We start from the raw sequence: 21,042 nt of genomic DNA, 5'->3' as shown, positions 1-21,042 counted from the left end.
TCAGGCGTCGAGCAGGCGCTCCAGGACGGTCGCGATGCCGTCCTCCTCGTTCGAGCCGGTCACCTCGTGGGACACGGCCTTGAGTTCCTGATGGGCGTTGGCCATGGCCACGCCGTGGGCCGCCCAGCCGAACATCGGTATGTCGTTGGGCATGTCGCCGAAGGCGATCGTGTCCACGGGCTTCACCTTCAGCCGGCGCGCGGCCAGCGACAGACCGGTCGCCTTGCTGAGGCCGAGCGGGACGATCTCCACGATGTCGGGACCGGCCAGGACGACGTCCACGAGCCCGCCGACGGTCTGCCGGGCGACCCGGGTCAGCTCGTCGTCGCTCAGCGTCGGATGCTGGATGTAGAGCTTGGTGAGCGGCTCCGCCCACACCGCGGCCGGGTCCTCGAACGGGACGTACGGCAGCGGCCCGTCCTGGTGCCGGTAGCCGGGGCCGACCAGGACCTCGCCGTCCAGGCCGTCGCGGCTGGCGGCCAGGGCCAGCGGGCCGACCTCCGCCTCCAGCTTGGCCATGGCGAGCGCGCCGAGCTTCCGGTCCAGCGTCAGCGAGGTCAGCAGCCGGCGCTCGCCCGCGTGGTAGACCTGCGCGCCCTGCCCGCACACCGCGATCCCCTCGTAGCCGAGGTCGTCGAGGATGGGCCGGGTCCAGGGAACACCGCGGCCGGTCACGATGATGTGCGCCGCGCCGGCGGCCGCGGCCGCCTTCAGCGCGTCGCGCGTCCGGACCGAGACGGACTCGTCGGCCCGCAGCAGCGTGCCATCGAGATCCGTCGCGACCAGACGGTAGGGGAACGCGCTCACTTGGAGACCGGCTCCAGGACCTCACGGCCGCCGAGGTACGGACGCAGCACCTCGGGCACGCGCACCGAGCCGTCGGGGAGCTGGTGGTTCTCCAGGATCGCCACGATGGTGCGCGGGACGGCGCACAGCGTGCCGTTCAGGGTGGCCAGCGGCTGCACGGCCTTCTTGCCGTCCTTCTCCTCGCGCATGCGGATGGAGAGGCGGCGGGCCTGGAAGCCGTCGCAGTTGGAGGCGGAGGTCAGCTCGCGGTACTTGCCCTGGGTCGGGATCCACGCCTCACAGTCGAACTTGCGCGAGGCGGAGGCGCCGAGGTCGCCGGTGGCGACGTCGATGACCTGGAAGGGCAGCTCCAGGGAGGTGAGCCACTGCTTCTCCCACTCCAGGAGCCGGCGGTGCTCGGCCTCGGCGTCCTCCGGCGCGACGTACGAGAACATCTCGACCTTGTCGAACTGGTGGACGCGGAAGATGCCGCGGGTGTCCTTGCCGTACGTGCCGGCCTCGCGGCGGAAGCACGGCGAGAAGCCGGCGTAGCGCAGCGGCAGCTTGTCGGCCTCGATGATCTCGTCCATGTGGTACGCGGCGAGCGGCACCTCGGACGTACCGACCAGGTAGAAGTCGTCCTTCTCCAGGTGGTACACGTTCTCGGCGGCCTGGCCGAGGAAGCCGGTGCCCTCCATGGCGCGCGGGCGGACCAGCGCCGGGGTGAGCATCGGGGTGAAGCCGGCCTCGGTGGCCTGGGCGATCGCCGCGTTGACGAGCGCGAGCTCCAGCAGGGCGCCGACGCCGGTCAGGTAGTAGAAGCGCGAGCCGGAGACCTTGGCGCCGCGCTCGACGTCGATGGCGCCCAGCGCCTCGCCGAGCTCCAAGTGGTCCTTGGGCTCGAAGCCCTCGGCGGCGAAGTCGCGGATCGTGCCGTGCGTCTCGAGGACGACGAAGTCCTCCTCGCCGCCGACGGGGACGTCGGTGTGGACGAGGTTGCCGATCTGGAGCAGCAGCGTGCGGGCCGTCTCGTCGGCCTCGTTCTGCTCGGCCTCGGCGGCCTTCACGTCGGTCTTCAGCTGCTCGGCCTTGCGCAGCAGTTCGGACCGTTCTTCGGGAGTGGCCTTGGGGATGAGCTTGCCGAGCGCCTTCTGCTCGGAACGGAGCTCGTCGAAGCGGACGCCGGACGACCTGCGCCGCTCATCGGCGGAGAGCAGGGCGTCGACGAGGTCGACGTCCTCTCCACGGGCGCGCTGGGAGGCGCGAACACGGTCGGGGTCCTCACGGAGCAGGCGAAGGTCAATCACCCCACCAGGCTACCGGTGCGGCCGGGAGCGTCGCCCTCCATAAAAGGGAGTTCTATGGCGTTTTGCCCGAATTGATTTCTTTCTTTCCTTTCCCTATTCGGACTTCCGGGCGGGGCGGAGCCGCGCCGCCCGTCCCCACCCCGCTCAAGTTATCCACAGGCTGTGCGGGAAATCTGTGGACGAGGGAAGGGGGCGATCGGGTGGAGGAATTCCTCGGTTTCGCGGTCGGGGAAAGGTTTTGACCGGAGGAAATGGGCTCCGAACAGGGAAAATAGGGGATGAAGGGGCGGCTCGGAGCGGCCGGGGGTGAGGCTGGAGGGGGTGGTGATGACTGTGTAAGCAAGTCGACTTATCCCCAGGTCGAGGTGTGTCCCTGTGGATAACTAGAGGTGAGCTGGGGAACACGCCCCCGGCCTCCGCTCTCGGCCCTCCGGCCCCGGTTTCAGGCCCGGCCGTCCTGCGCGCGAGCCAGCCAGTCCGAGGCCGCCGTGAACGCGGTGTCCGAGGTCCCGCGCCGCAGCGGCGGCAGATCCCCGGCCTCGACGCCCGCCCGCGGATACGAGCCGAGGAAACGCACCTTCGGGCACATGCGCTTCAGCCCCATCAGCGCCTCCCCGACCCGGCGGTCGGAAATGTGGCCCTCGGCGTCGACGGCGAAGCAGTAGTTGCCGATGCCCGCGCCCGTCGGACGGGACTGGATCAGCATCAGGTTGACCCCGCGGACCGCGAATTCCTGGAGGAGTTCGAGCAGGGCACCCGGGTGGTCGTCGCCGAGCCACAGCACCACCGAGGTCTTGTCGGCGCCCGTCGGCGCCGCCGGGCGGGCCGGCCGGCCCACGAGTACGAAGCGCGTCTCGGCGTTCTCGGCGTCGTGGATCTCGGTGACCAGGGGTTCGAGGCCGTACGTCGCCGCCGCGAACTCGCCCGCGAAGGCCGCGTCGAACCGGCCCTCCTGCACCAGCCGGGCCCCGTCCGCGTTGGAGGCGGCCGACTCCCACACCGCGTCCGGCAGATGGGCCCGCAGCCAGTTCCGCACCTGCGGCTGGGCGACCGGGTGCCCGGTGACCGTCTTGATCTCCGAGAGCTTCGTCCCGGGCCGTACGAGCAGCGCGAACGCGATCGGCAGCAGCACCTCGCGGTAGATCATCAGCGGCTCGCCGGACGCCAGCTCGTCCAGGGTCGCGGTCACCCCGCCCTCGACCGAGTTCTCGATCGGGACGAGCGCCGCGGCCGCCTCCCCGTTGCGTACGGCGTCCAGCGCGGCCGGCACCGAGACCATCGGGACGAGCACCCGCGTCGCGGCCTCGGGCAGCGTGCGCAACGCGGCCTCCGTGAACGTGCCTTCGGGACCGAGATACGTATACCGGGTGGCTGACATGCGAGTCACCCTAACGGCAGCGGGCCCCGGTCCCGGGGCCCGTCCACGCCTTGGCACCCGGTCCCGGCGGCCTGCCGGGACCGTGCACGATCACCTGGGGACTACGCCTCCAGGAGCCGCTGTCCCACGTACTCGCCCGTCGCCGGTCCGCCCGGCGCCGCGAACAGACCGCTCGTCTCGTGCCGGATGAACGCGGACAGCGCGTCGCCCCGGTCGAGCTTGCGCTGCACCGGCACGAAGCCGCGCAGCGGGTCCGCCTGCCAGGCGATGAACAGCAGTCCGGCGTCCGGCGTCCCGTCCGCCCCGATCCCGTCGTGGTACGAGAACGGACGGCGCAGCATCGCCGCCCCGCCATTTTGTGCGGGGGCGGAAATCCGGGAGTGCGCGTTGTTCGGGATGACGGTCTTGCCGTCCGCGCCGAGCTTGTTCAGATCGAGCGGGGTCGTCTCCGAGCCGCCGGAGAGCGGCGCGCCGTCCGACTTCCGCCGGCCGATCACCTGCTCCTGCTCCGGCCGGCTCAGCCCCTCCCAGTCGTCGAGCAGCATCCGGATCCGCCGGACGACCGCGTAGGAGCCGCCCGCCATCCACGCCTGGGCGCCGGACGCGCCGTCGGGGACGAAGATCCGCTGGTCGAAGCCGGACTGGGCGGGGACGGGGTTGTTGGTGCCGTCGACCTGGCCCATCAGGTTCCGGGCGGTCATCGGCTTGGCGGTGGCGCCGGCCGAGCGGTTGAAACCGTTCATCTGCCAGCGCACCCGGGCCGCCCCGGCCGCGTCCTTCTGGACGGCGCGCAGCGCGTGGAAGGCGACGAGCGCGTCGTCCGCGCCGATCTGCACCCACAGATCGCCCTCCGACCGCTTGGGGTCGAGGACGTCGGAGGAGAAGGCGGGCAGCGGGTCGAGCTGCGCGGGACGGCGGGCGGTGAGCCCGGTGCGGTCGAAGAAGGTACGGCCGAAGCCGAACGTCAGCGTCAGGGAGGAAGGGCCGGCGTCCAGCGAGATGTCCGTGTCGGCGCCGTTCGCCGGCTTGCCCTCCATCAGCGTCCCGGCCGTCGTCGACCAGCGGCGCAGCAGCGCGGCGGCCTCCTTGCGCCCCGCGCCCGGCACGAGGTCGAAGGCGATCAGATGGCCGCGGGACTGCAGCGGCGTGGTGATCCCCGCCTGATGTTTCCCGTGAAACATCACCTCGGTCGACCCGACCGTCGTGAGGGCGGGCGCACTGGGGGCGCTCTCCCCCGAGACGGCCGAGGCGATGCCGGCGCCGCTGACCGCGCCGACCACCAGGCCGCCGGCCCCGGCCGCGCCGAGGGTGCCGAGCACCCGGCGCCGGGACATCTCCACGGTGGTGCCGTCGTTCCCAGGGGTGTCGTCGGACGTGTTCACAGGCGTGCTCACAGGCGTTCTTTTGGGCTTGCTCACGGGTCAGCCGATCTTCACGTTCTTCTCGATGGTGGTCTGATCGATATCGGAGGTACGGACCGTCACCCGCATCAGCCACTCGCCCGGCATCGGCAACTGGACGCCGGACGCGCTCCAGTGGCCGGTCTGGATGCGGTCGGGCACGACCGGGAGCGGGCCGATGCCCTTGGCCGTCAGAGTGAAGGCGACCTTCACCTCCGGGACGTCCAGGGCACTCCCGTCGGGCCGTACGACATAGATGTGCAGCGCGTTGGCCCCCGTACGGCCGGGGTCGAGGGTGAGCTGCACGGTGCCCTTGCCGTTCGCGCCGCCCGTGTCGAAGGGCAGCCGGACGTCGACGGGACGGTTCGGGACGGCGGGGGCGCCGGCCGCGGTCCGGGCCGGGCCCGCCTCCTCCTCGGTACGGGCGGGTTCGGTGGAGGTCAGGACGGTCGTCACGGCGAGCAGGACGACGGCGACGGAGGCCTCGGTGAGCACCGAGCGGCGCAGTCCGGACCGTTCGGGGTCGGCGTCCCGCTCCTTCTTCCGGCGGGCGGTGGCGACGGCGGCCCGCTGCCGGGCGAGCTGCTCGGCCCGCTCGGCGTCCACCTCGGCGGCCTCGGCGGCCTCGTCCGCTTCGACGACATCCGTCGGCTCCTCGCCGGTGGCCTCGGCATCGCTTCCCGCCGCGGCCCCGGTCCCGTCTCCGGCCGGGGCCGGTTCCCCGAGGCGCCGGACCCAGCGCCGCGATATCCAGCCGATGCCCAGGAGGACGGCGACCAGACCGGCCTTGACCAGGAGCAGCTGCCCGTACCGGGTGCCGGTCAGCGCCGACCAGGTGCCCACCTGCCGCCAGGACTGGTAGATCCCGGTGGCGGCGAGGACGACGACCGCGCCGAACGCGAGCGTCGAGTAGCGCTCGACCGCCGCCCGGCCGAGGGCGGCCGGAGCGCGGTGGAGTGCCACGAGCAGCGTGGCCAGGCCGCCCAGCCAGACCGCGACGGCCAGCAGGTGCAGGATGTCGACGGGCATGGCGATGCCCGGCTGGAGCCCGGTCGAGGCGTGCTCGGCGAGGGCCCAGGTCCCGGCGACACCGGCGGCGACCACGGTCCCGCCGAGGGCGAGCCCGAAGGTGAGGTCGCGGTGGTCCGCCTCCTCGCGCCGCCGGGCATACGCGCCGAACAGCACGGCCACGAACAGCGCCGCCGCGCCGAGCAGCAGCAGCCGCGAGGAGAGCGCGGCCCCGGTCTTGGTCTCCAGGACGGCCCGCAGCCCGCCCAGGTCGAAGACGTCGGCGAGCCTGCCGGTACGGGTGTACGGGTGCCGTAGGAGCAGCAGGGCCAGGGTGGCGGCGGTCAGCGTGAGCCAGCCGCGGACCACCAGCTTCTGTACGGGCCGTACGGCCGCGCCGCCCGGCCAGCAGGCCAGGACGAAGGCGCCGCCACCGACGAGGACGACGAAGCCGGCGTACGCGAGGTAGCGCGCGATCCCGTACAGCGCGCCGACGAGTCCGCCGCCCACCGCCGTGTCGGGGAGGGAGACGGCGGTCTTCGAGGGTGCGCCGACGGAGAAGGTGAAGGCGCCGGAGATGGGATGGCTGTCGGCCGAGACGGTCTGCCAGGCCACGGTGTAGGTGCCGTCGGGCAGGCCGGGCAGCAGGGCGACCCCGTAGCGGACGGTCGAGTTGCTGCACAGGTCGCGGATCTCGCCGGTGTCGACGCGCTTGCCCGCCGGGTCGAGTACCCGGAGGGAGTCGTCGCTCATGGCGACCTGCTCGGAGAAGGTGAGGTTGACCTCCTTGGGGGCGGTGGCGATCACCGCCCCGTCCTGCGGGTCGCTGCCGGTCAGCGCCGCGTGCGCGGACGCGGGGCCCGCCGTGGCGAGCAGCGTGCCCAGGAGCGCGGCGACGACGAGCAGCAGCCGGGCGAGAGCCGGCCCGAGGCGCGGGGCGGTGGTCAGCATGGGTGGGTCACTCCCTCACAGGGCTCAGTGCTGCTTCGGGTTGTGGTTGGGCGCCTCGACCGGGAGGTCGACCTTGATGGCGTCGGACTTCTCGAAGTGCAGCTCGATGGCGACCTTCTCGCCCTGCTTGGGCTTCTGCTTCAGCTGCATGAACATGATGTGGTTGCCCCCGCGTTCGAGCTTCAGCTCGCCGTTGGCGGGGACGTCGAAGGACTTCACCGGCTGCATCTTCTGGTTCTTGGTCTCGTGGAGCGAGACGTCGTCCGAGATGACACTGGTGACCGAGGTGAGCTTGTCGGCGGTGTCCCCGGTGTTGGTGATGGTGAGGAAGCCGCCGGCCATGTCCATCACGGGCTGGGGCATGAACGCGCCGCTGACCTTCAGCTGCGGCTTGCCGGCGTCGGCCTTCGCCGGAGCGTCCGAGCCGGAGTCGGAGGAGCAGCCGGTCAGGGTGAGCGCGGCGGCGACGGCTATGGCGGAGAAGGCGGACAGGCTGGTGGTGCGGCGGTTCACGGGGTCTCTCCCTTGATGAGCTTCGGCAGGTCTTTGGCGTAGTCGTCGGAGCTGGTGTTCTCGCCGTACAGGACGTAGCCCTGGTCGGTGGTCGGCGAGAAAGCGATCACCTGCGCTCCATGCATGGAGACGACGTTGCCGTTCTTGTCCTTCGTGGCCGGGTCGATGCCGATGCCGATGGACCGGGCGCCGGCCTGGATGGCCGGGAAGTCACCGGTGAGCCCGATGAACGAGGGGTCCCCGGCGGCGGGCAGCCACTTGCCGAGTTCGGCGGCGGTGTCGCGTTCGGGGTCGGTGGTGACGAAGACGACCTGGAGCTTGTCCTGGTCGGCCTTGGGGAGCTGCTTGCGCGCGATGGCGATGTTGCTCATCGTCATCGGGCAGACGTCGGGGCAGTGGGTGTAGCCGAAGTAGACGAGCGTCGCCTTGCCCTTGGTCCGCTCGCGCAGGTCGAAGCTCTTGCCCTGGGTGTCCGTGAGGACCAGGTCGGGCTTGGCGAACGGCCGGTCGAGGGCGGTGCCCGCCTTGTCGGGGTCGCTGCCGCCGGTGATCTGGGTGACGCCGCTGGCCGTGGCGTCGGTTTTCTTGTCGTCACCGCCGTCGGAGCCGACGACGGCGGTGATGCCGATGGCGGCGGCGATCGCCACCACGGCGATGATCAGCGGGGCGCGACGGCCCGGGCGGCGGCCCTCGCCGCCGCCGGAGCCCCCGGCGCTTCCCGCGTTTCCTGCGCTTCCGGCCGCCTTGACGGCCGGTGGTGTCTTGTCGGACATGTGCGTCTTTCGGTTCGGGGATGAGCGTCAGGCCGAGCGGCGGCGCCCGGCCAGGAGGCCGAAGGCGACTCCGGCGATCCCGACGAGGATGCCGACGACACCGAGCACGCGGGCCGTGGCGTCGGTGCTCGACGTCTCGGAGGCGGCGGTCTCCTGGCGGCCGGCGTCGTCCTTCTCGCCGGCCTTGTCCGCGGCGGTGGCCCCGGGCTTCGCGCCGGCGGCCGCGGCGCCGTGCCCGCCGTCGGCCGGGGCCGACAGCTTCAGGACCGGAGCCGGGTTCTCGGGCTCCGCCGCGCCGTCCGCGGGCTCCTCGATCCAGCGCACGACCTGCTTGTTGTCGTACGTCTGGAGGGCCTTGAGGACGAGCCGGTCGGTGTCCTCGGGGAGCTGGCCGAGGGAGAGCGGGAACTGCTGGAACTGGCCGGGGCCGATCTTCGAACCGTCCGCGGTCCAGGTGACCTTGGTGACGGCGTCGGTGATCTTCTTGCCGTGCAGCTCCAGCGGCTTGGCGAGCTTGGACCGGGTGACGTCGATCTTCCAGCCGGGGACCGGCTGCGGCATCACGGAGGCCAGCGGGTGGTCGGCCGGGAAGTTGATCTCGACCTTGACGGTGGAGGCGTCGTCGCGCTCGTTCGGGACCTTCACGTTGACGGTCGCGTACCCGCCCTGGGCGGCCTCGCCCTGCGGCTGCACGCCGACGTGCGCGGAGGCGGTGCCGGACAGCAGCAGGACGGAGGAGGCGGCGACACCGCCGGCGATGGCGATACGGGACAGAACGGTCCGGTTCAGGACGGCCCGGGACAGAGCTGTGCTCATGGAAGGACTCCACTCGACGGAGGGAACGGGATACGGGAGAGGGGGATGTCCCCGCGGATGCGGGGACGTCCGCGGTCCCACTCCCCGTCCCGTGGGACGTCGCCGAGGCGCCGGAGCGGACCGCGTCAGGCTGCGAGCGCGAGCGCGCAGCGGGCGGCGGCCGGTGGGCCGCGGCGGATCACCGTGTCCGCGAGGGCCACCACGACGGGCGGCGGCGAGGAGTCGAAGGAGGTACGGGCGGGGCCGCGCGGACCGGTGGCCGGAGCGGCCGGCAGACCGGCGAGCAGGGCCCGTACGAAGGAGAGCGCGGCGCGCAGCGAACGGACGAGCGCGCAGCCCGCGACCCCGGCGGCGCCCTCCGCGGACAGCCGCACGAGCCGGCCGAGGGCCAGGTCGCCGCGGCGCAGCAGCCAGCCGGTGGCCAGCGCGGCGAGCAGGTGGCCGAGCAGCATGGGCAGGCTCGGGAGCAGTCCGGCGGCCGGGTCGGCCGCGCCCATGGCGTGGGCCAGGTGCGGGTTCACCCCGCCGGTCGTCGCCCCGCCGGTCATCGCCCCGGTGCCTGTCGCGCCGGTCGCGGCCCCGGAACCGAGCGGGCCGATGCCGGCGTCGCCGACGATCCGGGCGGCCTCGGCGGGGCTCAGCTGGACGGCGCCGCGTCCGCAGACCAGGGTGGCGGCGAGCCGAACGAGCGCGTCGTTCGCCCCCGTTCCGGTCCCGGTGCCCTGGCCGAGCGGGCGCTGCCCGAGGCCGAACAGGGCGTGCAGGGCGAGCTGCCCCACGGTGAGGGCGCCGACGACGCTCGGCAGGGAGCGTTCCCGGCCGGTGAAGAGGACGGTGACCCCGAAGACGCCGAGCAGTCCGGCGATCAGCGACCAGGCCGCGATGCCCGCGCAGGCGGCCAGCGCGTGGCCGAGCGCGCCCAGCACGACACAGACCGCGGTGAACACCGCGGCCCTCAGCATGCGTGGCGCGAGCGCGGGGGCAGACATGGCGGGGCCATCATCGCACCAGGCACCTCCCACCGATACGGCAGGTCCGGAAGGTCACTCTTGCGTCGTCCTCGGGCGGTTCGCTCCGCCATACACCGGGGCGGAGCGCGCGGGAATCCGCCGGACGAGCGGACTTCGTCCCCCCGCGTGCTTACGGAGGGTTCCGTTCGGCAATACGTATCGGTATGTCGTGCCGCAGCATGTCGAGCCGCAGCCAGGAGGCTGGAGCATGAGCATCTGGTGGTCCTTCCATCTGCGGCGCGATGCCGCGAGCGTGCCGCTCGCCCGGCGGCTGCTGCTCGGGGCGATGGAGACGGCGGGCGTCGACCCGGACGTCTCGTACGAGCTGTCGGTCGCCCTGACGGAGGCGTGCGCGAACGCCGTCGAGCACGGCGGCCGTCCCCTGAACGGAACCGTGGGCGCGCCGCGCGCCGGCGAGGAGTACCGGGTCACCGCCTATCTCGACGGGGAGACCTGCCGGATCGAGGTGGCGGACTCCGGGCCGGGCTTCCCGGGGGCCCCGGGCCGCTCGCGCGGGTGGCTGCCGGCGCCCGCGGCCCCGGACGCGGAGAGCGGACGGGGGCTGCGGCTGATCGAGGAGCTGGCCGACCACGTCCACTTCGGGCGGACGGGCCGGGGCGGCGCGCTGGTCAGCTTCGACAAGATCGTCAAATGGCGGGCGGACGCTCCGCTCGCGCTCGCCTGACGCGGCGCCGGGAAACGCGAAGGCCCGCCCATGCCTGATCGGCACGGGCGGGCCGTGTGCCTGCCGCCGCAGAGGGGTACGGGCTCGCCCCGACGCGCCCCGGAGGAGAACCGAGGCACAAAAAGACGGATCAGCCCTGGAGGCCGGCCATCCACGCCTCGACGTCCGCGGAGGTGCGCGGCAGCGTCTCCGAGAGGTTCCGGTTGCCGTCGGCCGTGACGAGGATGTCGTCCTCGATCCGGACGCCGATGCCCCGGTACTCCTCCGGCACGGTCAGGTCGTCGGCCTGGAAGTACAGACCCGGCTCGACGGTCAGGCACATGCCCGGCTCCAGCGTCGCGTCGACGTACGTCTCGGTGCGCGCGGCGGCGCAGTCGTGGACGTCCATGCCGAGCATGTGACCGGTGCCGTGCAGGGTCCAGCGGCGCTGGAGGCCCAGCTCCAGGACACGGTCGACCGGGCCCTCGACGAGGCCCCACTCGACGAGCTTCTCGGTGAGCACGCGCTGCGCGGCGTCGTGGAAGTCGCGGTAGTGGGCGCCGGGCTTCACCGCGGCGATGCCCGCCTCCTGCGCCTCGTACACGGCGTCGTAGATCTTGCGCTGGATGTCGGTGAACGTGCCGCTGATCGGCAGCGTGCGGGTGACATCGGCGGTGTAGAGCTCGTTGGTCTCCACACCGGCGTCGAAGAGCAGCAGGTCGCCGGCGCGGACCGGGCCGTCGTTGCGGACCCAGTGCAGGGTGCAGGCGTGCGGGCCGGAGGCGGCGATGGTGCCGTAGCCGACGTCGTTGCCCTCGACGCGGGCGCGCAGGAAGAAGGTGCCCTCGATGTAGCGCTCGCTGGTGGCCTGGGCCTTGTCGAGGACCTTGACGACGTCCTCGAAACCGCGGGCGGTGGCGTCGCAGGCCTTCTGCAGCTCGGCGACCTCGAACGCGTCCTTCACGAGGCGGGCCTCGGAAAGGAAGACCCGCAGCTCCTCGTCCTGCTCGGCGGTGACCTTGTCGGCCAGCGCGGCCTCGATGCCGGCGTCGTGGCCGCGGACGTTGCGGACCGGGCCGGTGGCCTCGGCGAGGTGCGCGGGCAGCTCGCGGACGTCCTTCGCCGGAAGGCCGAGCAGCTGCTCCGCCTCGGCGAGGGAGTGGCGGCGGCCGACCCACAGCTCGCCCTGGCCGTCGAGCCAGAACTCGCCGTTCTCGCGGTTCGAGCGCGGCAGCAGGTAGATCGTCGCCTCGTGGCGGTCCTCGCCGACGACCGGCTCCAGGACGAGCACGCCGTCCTGCGTCTGGTCGCCCGTGAGGTACGCGTACTCGGTGGAGGCGCGGAAGGCGTACTCGGTGTCGTTGGACCGGGTCTTGAGGTTGCCGGCCGGGATCACCAGGCGCTGGCCCGGGAAGCGGGCGGACAGCGCGGCGCGGCGGGCGGCGGTGTGCGCGGCCTGGGCGATCGGCTCGAGACCGTGGAGCTCGGTGTCGGCCCAGCCGGACTGCATGTTCTCGGCCAGCTCGTCGGAGACGCCCGGGTACAGGCCGTTCTTGCGCTGCTTGATCGCCTGCTCTTCGGACTGCTCCGGGGTCTCCGGGGTGTCCGTCGTGAGCTCTTCGGCCACGGGTCTGCCTCCTTTTGGTACGACTCTGAACCATCACCATCGTACGGTCGTGCGGAAGGGGGTCCAGAGGCGGAAGACCTGTTACCGCGCGGCGGCCTGTTTGTCGGCGGTGACGGTTCTCACGCGGTGGTCACGCAGCGCTCGCGGGGTGCGCACAACCTGTTGACGTCCGGCATATGCCAACCCGTGCGCTCTATGCCGTTGATGCGGCTCTATGCCGCATGGTTCGCGCCGTGCGTCACTCGAAGCGGGCGGCGAGCAGCACGACATCGTCGCCCTCGCCGGCCCCACCGGCCACGCCCTCCGCGCCCGGGCGCCGGCCCTCGGGCAGGACGGTCCGCAGGACGTGGTCGGCGACCGCGCCCGGGTCGGCCCGGTCCGCCTTCGGCACGCTCGCGGCCGCCGCGTGCAGCCGCGCGAAGGCCCGGTCGGTGTCGTCGCCGGTACGGCGCAGCAGCCCGTCGGTGTAGAGCAGCACCGTTTCTCCGGGCGCGGGCGACAGCTCCACGCTCGGCGCCTCCCAGCAGGCGAGCATGCCGAGCGGGGCGGACAGCGAGGTCTCCACGAACTCGGTGCGGTGGGCGCCGACGAGCAGCGGCGGCGCGTGGCCGGCGCCGGCGAGGAGGATCCGGCGGGCCCGCGGCTCGCAGTAGGCGAAGAGCGCGGTGGCCGAGCGGGCCGGCTCGGTGAGCCGCAGCAGCAGTTCCAGGTCGGACAGGACGGCGACCGGATCCTCGCCCTCCATCACGGCGTACGCGCGCAGGGAGGCGCGCAGCCGTCCCTTCGCGGCCAGCGCGCCCGGTCCGCCGCCGCTGACGGAGCCGACGGCGAGCCCGAGCCCGCCCTCGGGCAGCGGCAGCGCGTCGAACCAGTCGCCGCCGCCGGGCGCTCCACCGCCGTGTGTTCCGCCGCCGTGTGCTCCGCCGTTCCGCGCGCCGCCGCCGCGGTGCCGGACGGCGAGCTGGACGCCGGGCACCAGGGGGAGCCGGTGGGGCAGGAGTTCCTCGGCGAGGGCGGTGGAGTGGGCGCGGGCGCGCTCGACTTCGAGGAGACGGCCGAGGTGCGCGGTGGCGAGTCCGCCGTACAGACCGACGAGATGGCGCTGGCGTTCGGCGGGCTCGGCGGGTTCGTCGTACAGCCAGACGGCGGCGCCGAGCGTGCCGGTGTCCTGGGTGGCGAGCGGCAGCGCGTAGCTGGCGGCGTAGCCGAGGCGGGCGGCGACCTCGCGGTGCCGCGGGTCGAGATCCCGTGCGGAGCGCAGGTCGGGGACGGCGATCGGGCGGGGCAGGGCGCCTTCGGGCAGCGGGTCGAGCCCGTCGAGGATGCGGCCGTACGAGGTGACGTCGCGCGGCACGGTCTCGATGGTGCCGAGGTCCGCGTGGGCCAGACCGAGGCCGATGGTGCTGGCCGGGCCGAGACCGTCGGCGGGTTCGAGGACGGCCATGCCGCGGCGGGCGCCGACGAGGGAGGCGCCGGCGCGCAGCAGTTCGCGCAGCGCGTCGTCGAGGGAGGCCGTGCGGATCAGGGCCTCGGTGAGGTCGTGGAGCAGGGTGAGATCCGAGACCCAGCCGGCCAGCCGGTCCTGGAGCGGACCGTCACCGGAGAGGGTTCCGGCGGCGGACGGCGGCCCGCCGGGGAGCGGTGGGGGGAGTGGCGCGCCGACGGGCTCCGCAGTGTGCGGGGGAGCGGGAACGGCGGAATCGATTCCGGCCACTTTCGGCGCGCGAGGCGTACTCATGGCACTGGTCTTTCCGACCAGCTCATTTGCTGCAATAGCATCGCAAACCCCCAAGTCATTCTGCTCAGCTATCCACAGACCCACATCTACACGCACATGTAGAGGCATGTCCAGCATCGTCACGTGGGGACTTCTGGTGTCCGTGAGGCGTGACGAGAGGGTTGAAACTCAGGGGAAGTTGGCCGAAAATTGCCCCCGGTGTGCACCATTTGCGGTCGACTGGCGTCGTTTGAAAGCGCGTCATTTCAAGCGTGACGGGTACGTAATCGGTGACGGGCAGGGGCAGTTGGAGACGCCCCTGGACACGGACGCGGAACCCGAGCGTCCTCATCACCGCAGGCCGCACCCTTACCCCGAGTGGCGGGGAACGTGTTCCGGCAGGACCGACCGCCTGGAACGACCGCCCGACCGCCGGAAGCGCGCATGGGCTCGGAGCTCGTGATGCTCGTGAGACCGGGCGCAGCTCGTACGAACAGCGAAGATCCGTGCACTCGGCTGTGCACGTGTACGTGGTGTTGTGATGTGGATTCGGCGTTCAACGAAAGGAACGAGCGCTCATGCGCGAGATCCTCGGAAGGCGACGCAGGCTCCGGTTCCGGCGTGACCAGCGCGAAACGGGTACCGGGAGCGGCGAGGGCAGGACGAGCGGCGCGCGCGGCGCGGGAAGCGCGAGCGGCGTGAGCCGCGGCGCGGACGGCGCGCGAGGAGACGGTGGCCAGGAGGGCGACGGCGCGGCGCGCCGTGCCGAGGCGCTCCGGTGCGCGGCCTGGGGCTGGCCGGTGCTGCCGAGTGTGGGACTGCGGACAGGAGAGGTACGGACGACGGGCTTTCTGCGTACGCGTGTTCGCGTGAAGGGCGCCCGTTTGGATGCGGACCCCGGGGCGGATCCGGGACGGGCGGCGGGCCCCGGCGGCGTCGTGTCCTGCGCCTGCCCCGACCCCGAGTGCGTGGTGCCCGGCGCGCACCCGCACGACCCGGAGCTGCTCGCGGCCACCACCGACGCCCGCATGATCGGCTGGTGGTGGGACAGCCGCCCGGACGCCCCGGTGCTGCTCGCCACCGGCGGCCGCGCCCCGTGCGCGGTGAGCCTGCCGGCCGTCGCGGGCGTCCGTGCCCTCGCCGCGCTCGACGCACGGGGCCTGCGGCTCGGCCCGGTGGTGGCGACGCCCACCCGCTGGGCGATCCTCGTCGCCCCGTACCGCCTCGAACGGCTCGGCGAACTCCTCTACGCGAAGGACGGTGTGCCCAGTTCGCTGCGCTTCCACGGCGACGGCGGCTATCTGCCGCTGCCGCCCTCGGTCACCGGGACCGGACAGGTCCGCTGGGAGCGGGAGCCGCTCCCGGATCCGGCCGACGACGCCGACCCGGCTCGGGACGGCCGGGACGAGGGCGGGTCTTCGGCGCCGGAGGGATCCGGGCGGCCCTGGCTGCCGGACGTGGAGGCGGTCCTGGACGCGCTCGTCGAGGCGAGTTCGAGCATGCCGGGCGGCGGCAGCCGGCTGGCGTACTGACCCTCGTACCCTCTCTGCCGTCCCCTCACCCGAACGGGTGAGGACGTCCCGGTATCCCGGGACGGCGTGTGCGCGCCCGGCCGGGAGCCGGGCGGGCGCCGATATGTTCACCGGGAGAGCATCCCGGTGAACAGATGGGCCGTCGTATGAGGCACAGGCGCGTGACTCCGACGGCGCTGCGCGCGCTGGCGCTCGGACTCGTGGTCCCGGTCGCCGTCCTGGTGCCGGTCATGGCGACGGCCGGCCCGGCGGCGGAGCCCGCCCCGGCGGCCGTCGCGGAGGGCGTGCCGTCCGCACCCGAGCCAGTACATCCGGCTCCCGTGTCCCCCGCTCCCGTACTCCCGTCGCTCGGGAGTCCCACGGTCGCGCGCCCGTCCCCCGCGCGCCCGTCCCCCGCGCGCCCGTCCCCCGCGCGTGCGTCCCTCGCGAGTGCGCCCCCCGCGAGTCCGTCCTCCACGGTCACGCGCTGCGGGCCCGAACTCTCCTCCCCCGACGGTGTCGAGGCACAGACGTGCGTGGTGAGCGAGGCCGCCGGCATCCGCGCGCGGACGTACTACCGCAACGCCACGGGACGGGAACTGGACGCCGTCCTCACCTTTCTCGCGCCCGCCGGCCGGACCGTTCAGGTGCGCTGCGCGATCGAGGCGCGCGACGAACCGGGAACGTGCCAGACGCCAATGGAACCGCCGGAAGAGAGCGCGGGTACGGGGTTTTCGGCAGTCGCGGAATTCGCCGGATCGGGGGAGGGCGACAGCACCCCACTGCTGCTGCGTTCGGGGAGCAACAGCGTGGAGACGGAGGGTAGTTGAGCCCTGTACGGCTTCGCGCGCAGCACGGGCGCGCGGCTCAGGGCATGGAAAGGCCCGATCGCTGGCGACGGGGGATGCACCAGCGACCGGGCTTCCAGAACGGTAACAAGAGATTGGCCGTTCGCAAATTCGATCTCGGTTATTCGGACAGGGATTTAGCCCATCCGGCGAGAACGTGTGGCGGACGTCACCGACTGGCCGGTCTGTCAGTCACGGATACCGCCTGGGGTATCAGCTGAGCGTCACCTGACGGTTGGTGAGACCGCCACGCGCCCGGCGCTCCTCGACGGTGAGCGGGGCGTCAGCGGCGAGCGCCGCGGTGAGCCGCTCGGCGAACTCGGCCGCCGGCTTCTCGCAGTCCTCCGCCGTCATCGAGGTCGGCAGATCCCAGACCGGAACGGTCAGACCGTGGGCCCGGAAGGAGCCGACGAGCCGGGTGTCCGCGCCGAGCGAGGAGGTGCCGGCGGCCTGGAGCCGGGCCAGCGCGTCGAGCAGCTTCTCCTCCGGGTACGGCATGACCCAGCGCAGATGGTTCTTGTCCGGGGTCTCGCACCAGTACGCGGCGTCGACCGAGGCCAGCTTCACGGTGGGGATGGCGGCGGCGTTCGCGCGCTCCAGGGAGGCGGTGACCTCGGGGCTGGAATTGTCCGAGGACTCCGGAATCCAGAATTCGAATCCGGTGTGCACTTCAGGCGCAAAATCGCTGTTCGGGTCGAGCAGATCCGACAGCCGCGGACCCTCCGCGGCCACGCGGCGCGCGGTGACCGGCGTCCCCGGCTCGGCCACCAGGGCGCGCTCCAGGGTGTCGGCGAGGTCGCGGCCGAGGTCGCCGGTGGACGAGTCGTTCTGCAGCGCGAGCAGCACGGAGCCGTCGTCGCGGCGCAGCGCGGGCCACGCCATCGGCAGCACCGTCGCCAGGGTCACCGACGGGACGCCCTCGGGCAGCCCGCCCTTGAGGGTGAGCGGTACGGTCGCGGCGGGCACCAGCTCGCGCAGCGCGACCCAGTCGCACTCGCCGGGCAGGCCCTCGAACGGGCGCTGCACGAGCTCGGCCACGGCGTGCGCGGCGGCCCGTCCGTGACACGCCTTGTAGCGGCGGCCCGAACCGCACGGACACGGCTCGCGCGCGCCGACGACCGGGATCTCCCCGTCGGCGAGCTGGGCCTGACCGGCCTTGCCGGGCTTCGTCTGGGGGCGCTTCTTGGCCATGGTGGGCTTTCTCCCGATCGCGGCGATCCAGTGTTCGGCCGCGAGCCTAGTCGCCCGGTGTCCTCCGACGCCCCTTTCCCCGCCGTACGGACAGGGAGACGGCCGAGGCGGCGGTCCGTAGCGAACCACCGCCCGAAAGCCCGGTCAGGCCGGAGTCATTCCAGATCGTCGTACGCGTCGAGGAACCCGAAACCGAGACCGGAGCCGCCGCCGACCCGCGCCGCGAAGTCCTCGCGGCGATGGCCCTCGGTGACCCGGACCCAGACCGTGACCTCGCCCGTCGCGCTGTCCCGTACGCCCCAGTCCTGCGCGAGCGCTCCGATGATGTTCAGCCCGCGGCCGCCGTGCGCGGTGACCGAGGGCGTGGCGGGGACCGGGCGGGTCGGACCGCCGCCGTCCGTCACCTCGACCAGGAGACCGCCCGCGCGGTCGATGCTCCACGCGGCGCGGACGTCACCCTCGCCGACGTCCGCCCGGCCCAGCGGCCTGCCATGGCGATACGCGTTGCTCAACAGCTCCGAAAGGATCAGCACCGCGTCGTCGACGACCGATTCGGCCATTCCGCTGCGATTCAGCTGCTCCCGCATCCGATGCCGTGCCTGGCTCACGCCCGCAGGACCATGAGGAACGGCCATGCTCGACGACGTGGGCACTGCCTGTGCCACCATCAACGCCACCCCCGAGACCTCCTTTGCCCCACGCCACGGTGTGGATGCCCCGATGGCCTGGGCCGGAAACCGGCCAGTAATGCCAGGGTGGCGCACTCGTGACGATCGCGTACGTCCCGAACGCGCCGGGGCACACCCCGTACCCGTGTGGCTGCTGGGGCAAAGGGGGTGAAGAGGGGCTTGGAGCCGGTCCGGGACCGGTCCGAAGAAAACGCGAAATTCGGGCCGGGGCGGCCGCCTCTACAGGCGGCCGAGCTGCGTCAGCACCTGCTTCGGGCGGTTGGTGATGATCCCGTCGACCCCGAGCCGTACGCACAGCTCGACGTCCTCCGGTTCGTCCACCGTCCACACGTGGATCTGGTGGCCCGCCTGCCGCAAGCGCAGGATCACGGCCGGGTGGTGACGCACGATCCGGATCGACGGGCCGGCGATCCGCGCGCCGGCCGGCAGCCGTCCGTCGCGCAGCCGCGGGGTGACGAACTGGGTGAGCGAGACGGTCGGCAGCGTCGGCGCGGCCTCCGCGACGCGGTGCAGCGAGCGGGCCGAGAAGCTCATGACGCGGACGGCCGACTCCTCGGGCGCGGCCGGCGCGGCGAGGCCGAAGCGGTCGAGCAGCTGGAGCAGCTTGTCCTCGACCTGGCCGGCCCAGCGGGTGGGGTGCTTGGTCTCGATGGCGAGCTCGATACGGCGGTCGGTGTCGGCGACGAGTTCGAGGAGCCGTTCGAGGGTGAGGACGGAGGTGGCGCCGGGATCGCCCCAGTCCGGGCTCTCGCCCGCCTCGTCGCGTCCCTTCCAGGTGCCGAAGTCGAGCGTGGCGAGGTCGGCGAGTTCGAGGGCGGAGACGGCGCCGCGGCCGTTGGAGGTGCGGTTGACGCGCCGGTCGTGGACACAGACCAGATGGCCGTCGGCGGTGAGCCGGACATCGCACTCCAGGGCGTCCGCGCCGTCCTCGATGGCCTTCACGTACGCGGCCAGGGTGTGCTCGGGGGCGTCCTCGGAGGCTCCGCGGTGGGCGACCACCTGGACGGGAAGGCGGCTCGGGTGCCGCGATGCGTGGGTCACCGCGACATGGTACGGGTGCCCGTTATGTCCGCAGTAAACAATCGGGTGCGGATGCACAGCTCCGGCTTACAGTGGCCTGACGTGTTGTGGGAAAAGCTGACCGCAGCACCCCTGACGACGTCCGCGCAGTGCAACGAGGAGAGAGCTGTGAGCACCGAGAACGAGGGGACGCGGGTTCCGGAGAGCCGGCCGACCCCGTCCACCCCCGCGGCGTCCCCCACGCCTCCCCCTCCCGCGTCCCCCGCGACTCCTCCGGCAGCGGCCGCTCCGGAGGCCCCGGCCCCGGCCCCGGACCACACGGCCCCGGCCACGCAGGAGCTCCCGACGGCCCCCGTGGCGCCGCCGGTCGAGGCCGCCCCGGCCACGCAGGAGCTTCCGACGGCCCCCGCGGCCCCCGCGGCCGCCGCGCCCGAGCAGGCCCCGGCGCCCGCCCCCGTACCCGTACCCGAGCCTCCGGCGCAGGCCCCCGCGCCCGCCCAGGCTCCGCACTACGCCGCCCAGGCCCCGGCTCAGGCTCCGGCCGCGGGGCCCGGCGAGGGCTGGCCGCCCGCGCCGCCCACGACCCCGGCCTGGGGCGCGCCCCAGCAGCCCGTCCCCGAGACCCCGCGGCGCAAGCGCGGCGGCGGTCTGGTCGCCGCGGTCCTCGTGGCCGCCCTGGTGGCCGGCGGTATCGGCGGCGGCGTCGGCTACTGGGCCGCGACCCAGCGCGACGGCGGTTCCACCGGCTCGACCCCGGTCGCCGCCGGCGACTCCCCGTCCTCCTTCAAGCGCGACCCGGGCACGGTCGCCGCGGTCGCCGCCAAGGCCCTGCCGAGCGTCGTCACCATCACGGCGAAGTCCGGCGGCCGGGACGGCGAGGGCGGCACCGGCACCGGCTTCGTCTACGACAAGGAAGGCCACATCGTCACCAACAACCACGTGGTGGCGTCGGCGGCGGACGGCGGCACGCTCTCCGCGACCTTCTCCAACGGCAAGACGTACGACGCGGAGGTCGTGGGCCGCGCGCAGGGCTACGACGTGGCCGTGCTGAAGCTGAAGAACGCCCCCGACAACCTCGCCCCGATCCCGCTGGGCGACTCCGAGAAGGTCGCCGTCGGCGACTCGACCATCGCGATCGGCGCGCCCTTCGGCCTGTCGAACACGGTCACCACGGGCATCATCAGCGCCAAGAACCGTCCGGTCGCCTCCGGCGACGGCTCCGGCGGCAAGAACTCGTACATGAGCGCGCTGCAGACCGACGCCTCGATCAACCCGGGCAACTCCGGCGGCCCGCTGCTCGACGCGAGCGGCGCCGTGATCGGCATCAACTCCGCCATCCAGTCCACCAGCGGCGGCTTCGGCCAGTCCCAGGCGGGCTCGATCGGCCTCGGCTTCGCGATCCCGGTCAACCAGGCGCGCAACGTCGCCGAGCAGCTGATCAAGACCGGCAAGCCGGTCTACCCGGTCATCGGCGCCACCGTGAACATGCAGGACCAGCCCGACGGCGGCAGCGGCGCCGTCATCCCCGAGGAGGGCTCCGGCGGCACCCCCGCCGTCAGCGCCGACGGCCCGGCCGCCAAGGCCGGTCTGAAGGGCGGCGACACGATCGTCTCCTTCGGCGGCCGCCCGATCGACAACGGCCGGACCCTCATCGGCGAGATCTGGACCCACCAGCCCGGCGACAAGGTCGAGATCACCTACAAGCGGGACGGGAAGACCGCCACCGCGACGGTGGTCCTCGGCGCGCGCACCGGCGACAGCTGAGTCCGTACGCACGTACGGGAGTACGTCGGTACGTGAGTGCGGACGCGAGTACGGGAGTACGGGTACGGC

General features: G+C 72.8%; 18 protein-coding genes. 4 read left to right on the top strand and 14 right to left on the bottom strand.

Annotated elements, in window-relative coordinates:
* The 9 genes from ABZ693_RS22635 to ABZ693_RS22595 form a co-directional block, all read right to left on the bottom strand.
* Entirely contained in the window at nt 1–807 is an 807-nt protein-coding gene (locus tag ABZ693_RS22635) for an HAD family hydrolase (RefSeq protein ID WP_359880097.1), read from the bottom strand.
* Complete coding sequence (gene serS, locus ABZ693_RS22630; RefSeq protein WP_359880095.1) at nt 804–2,093, bottom strand: serine--tRNA ligase; 1,290 nt, start codon at nt 2,091–2,093, stop codon at nt 804–806. Before serS ends, ABZ693_RS22635 begins: the two co-directional genes overlap by 4 nt.
* 442 nt (nt 2,094–2,535) lie before the next feature.
* Entirely contained in the window at nt 2,536–3,471 is a 936-nt protein-coding gene (gene pheA / locus ABZ693_RS22625) for a prephenate dehydratase (RefSeq protein ID WP_359880093.1), read from the bottom strand.
* A gap of 101 nt (nt 3,472–3,572) precedes the next feature.
* Nucleotides 3,573–4,805, bottom strand: coding sequence for an iron uptake transporter deferrochelatase/peroxidase subunit (gene efeB, locus ABZ693_RS22620; protein ID WP_359880186.1), 1,233 nt, complete (start codon nt 4,803–4,805; stop codon nt 3,573–3,575).
* An 87-nt stretch (nt 4,806–4,892) separates the two neighbouring features.
* Nucleotides 4,893–6,830: a copper resistance CopC/CopD family protein gene (locus ABZ693_RS22615; RefSeq protein WP_359880090.1), complete on the bottom strand. Its 1,938-nt coding sequence runs from the start codon at nt 6,828–6,830 to the stop codon at nt 4,893–4,895.
* Between the two features lie 24 nt (nt 6,831–6,854).
* Nucleotides 6,855–7,343 (bottom strand): copper chaperone PCu(A)C, encoded by a 489-nt coding sequence (locus ABZ693_RS22610; RefSeq protein WP_359880087.1) that lies wholly within the window; start codon nt 7,341–7,343, stop codon nt 6,855–6,857.
* Nucleotides 7,340–8,116, bottom strand: a complete 777-nt coding sequence (locus tag ABZ693_RS22605; RefSeq protein WP_359880084.1) for an SCO family protein — start codon at nt 8,114–8,116, stop codon at nt 7,340–7,342. The genes ABZ693_RS22610 and ABZ693_RS22605 overlap by 4 nt, the downstream gene beginning before the upstream one ends.
* Before the next feature lie 27 nt (nt 8,117–8,143).
* Entirely contained in the window at nt 8,144–8,932 is a 789-nt protein-coding gene (locus tag ABZ693_RS22600) for a YcnI family copper-binding membrane protein (protein WP_359880082.1), read from the bottom strand.
* Nucleotides 8,933–9,057: 125 nt separating this feature from the next.
* The gene (locus tag ABZ693_RS22595; RefSeq protein ID WP_359880079.1) at nt 9,058–9,921 is read right to left on the bottom strand and encodes a hypothetical protein; all 864 of its coding nucleotides are present in this window, start codon (nt 9,919–9,921) and stop codon (nt 9,058–9,060) included.
* A gap of 229 nt (nt 9,922–10,150) precedes the next feature.
* On the opposite strand from ABZ693_RS22595, the gene ABZ693_RS22590 reads away from it, so the two are divergent.
* Nucleotides 10,151–10,627, top strand: a complete 477-nt coding sequence (locus ABZ693_RS22590; RefSeq protein WP_359880077.1) for an ATP-binding protein — start codon at nt 10,151–10,153, stop codon at nt 10,625–10,627.
* A 130-nt stretch (nt 10,628–10,757) separates the two neighbouring features.
* Here the strand turns inward: ABZ693_RS22590 and ABZ693_RS22585 are convergent, their stop codons facing one another.
* Together ABZ693_RS22585 and ABZ693_RS22580 are read right to left on the bottom strand one after the other, a co-directional pair.
* On the bottom strand, nt 10,758–12,233 hold the full coding sequence (locus ABZ693_RS22585; RefSeq protein ID WP_359880074.1) for an aminopeptidase P family protein: 1,476 nt from the start codon (nt 12,231–12,233) through the stop codon (nt 10,758–10,760).
* A gap of 238 nt (nt 12,234–12,471) precedes the next feature.
* Entirely contained in the window at nt 12,472–14,088 is a 1,617-nt protein-coding gene (locus tag ABZ693_RS22580) for a SpoIIE family protein phosphatase (RefSeq protein ID WP_359880183.1), read from the bottom strand.
* Nucleotides 14,089–14,528: 440 nt separating this feature from the next.
* Between ABZ693_RS22580 and ABZ693_RS22575 the strand changes: the two genes are divergently transcribed.
* Both ABZ693_RS22575 and ABZ693_RS22570 read left to right on the top strand, forming a co-directional pair.
* The gene (locus tag ABZ693_RS22575; protein ID WP_435842504.1) at nt 14,529–15,482 is read left to right on the top strand and encodes a bifunctional DNA primase/polymerase; all 954 of its coding nucleotides are present in this window, start codon (nt 14,529–14,531) and stop codon (nt 15,480–15,482) included.
* 518 nt (nt 15,483–16,000) lie between these two features.
* Complete coding sequence (locus ABZ693_RS22570; protein WP_359880068.1) at nt 16,001–16,291, top strand: hypothetical protein; 291 nt, start codon at nt 16,001–16,003, stop codon at nt 16,289–16,291.
* A 231-nt stretch (nt 16,292–16,522) separates the two neighbouring features.
* On the opposite strand, the gene ABZ693_RS22565 is transcribed toward ABZ693_RS22570, so the two are convergent.
* From ABZ693_RS22565 to ABZ693_RS22555, 3 genes are all read right to left on the bottom strand, one after another.
* A complete protein-coding gene (locus ABZ693_RS22565; RefSeq protein ID WP_359880066.1) occupies nt 16,523–17,500 on the bottom strand; it encodes a DUF5926 family protein in 978 nt (325 codons plus the stop codon).
* 155 nt (nt 17,501–17,655) lie between these two features.
* Nucleotides 17,656–18,264: an ATP-binding protein gene (locus ABZ693_RS22560; RefSeq protein ID WP_359880064.1), complete on the bottom strand. Its 609-nt coding sequence runs from the start codon at nt 18,262–18,264 to the stop codon at nt 17,656–17,658.
* A gap of 144 nt (nt 18,265–18,408) precedes the next feature.
* Nucleotides 18,409–19,230: a glycerophosphodiester phosphodiesterase gene (locus ABZ693_RS22555; protein WP_359880062.1), complete on the bottom strand. Its 822-nt coding sequence runs from the start codon at nt 19,228–19,230 to the stop codon at nt 18,409–18,411.
* Nucleotides 19,231–19,377: 147 nt separating this feature from the next.
* Here ABZ693_RS22555 and ABZ693_RS22550 point away from each other — a divergent pair, with 147 nt between their 5' ends.
* Nucleotides 19,378–20,973 carry a S1C family serine protease gene (locus ABZ693_RS22550; protein WP_359880060.1) on the top strand — a complete coding sequence of 532 codons (1,596 nt, stop codon included), beginning with the start codon at nt 19,378–19,380 and terminating at the stop codon, nt 20,971–20,973.
* Nucleotides 20,974–21,042: the final 69 nt, after the last annotated feature.

This window comes from Streptomyces laurentii, from assembly GCF_040635425.1.
In the GTDB taxonomy this organism is placed as follows: domain Bacteria; phylum Actinomycetota; class Actinomycetes; order Streptomycetales; family Streptomycetaceae; genus Streptomyces; species Streptomyces laurentii.
This window is presented reverse-complemented; position numbering and strand designations above follow the sequence as displayed.

What these genes read in the sequence shown, in the direction of transcription:
- pheA (WP_359880093.1), bottom strand. Translation starts at nt 3,471, where the DNA reads ATGTCAGCCACCCGGTATACGTATCTCGGTCCCGAAGGCACGTTCACG.
- efeB (WP_359880186.1), bottom strand. Translation starts at nt 4,805, where the DNA reads ATGTCCCGGCGCCGGGTGCTCGGCACCCTCGGCGCGGCCGGGGCCGGC.
- ABZ693_RS22615 (WP_359880090.1), bottom strand. Translation starts at nt 6,830, where the DNA reads ATGCTGACCACCGCCCCGCGCCTCGGGCCGGCTCTCGCCCGGCTGCTG.
- ABZ693_RS22605 (WP_359880084.1), bottom strand. Translation starts at nt 8,116, where the DNA reads ATGTCCGACAAGACACCACCGGCCGTCAAGGCGGCCGGAAGCGCAGGA.
- ABZ693_RS22600 (WP_359880082.1), bottom strand. Translation starts at nt 8,932, where the DNA reads ATGAGCACAGCTCTGTCCCGGGCCGTCCTGAACCGGACCGTTCTGTCC.
- ABZ693_RS22595 (WP_359880079.1), bottom strand. Translation starts at nt 9,921, where the DNA reads ATGTCTGCCCCCGCGCTCGCGCCACGCATGCTGAGGGCCGCGGTGTTC.
- ABZ693_RS22590 (WP_359880077.1), top strand. Translation starts at nt 10,151, where the DNA reads ATGAGCATCTGGTGGTCCTTCCATCTGCGGCGCGATGCCGCGAGCGTG.
- ABZ693_RS22580 (WP_359880183.1), bottom strand. Translation starts at nt 14,088, where the DNA reads ATGCTGGACATGCCTCTACATGTGCGTGTAGATGTGGGTCTGTGGATA.
- ABZ693_RS22575 (WP_435842504.1), top strand. Translation starts at nt 14,529, where the DNA reads ATGCGCGAGATCCTCGGAAGGCGACGCAGGCTCCGGTTCCGGCGTGAC.
- ABZ693_RS22565 (WP_359880066.1), bottom strand. Translation starts at nt 17,500, where the DNA reads ATGGCCAAGAAGCGCCCCCAGACGAAGCCCGGCAAGGCCGGTCAGGCC.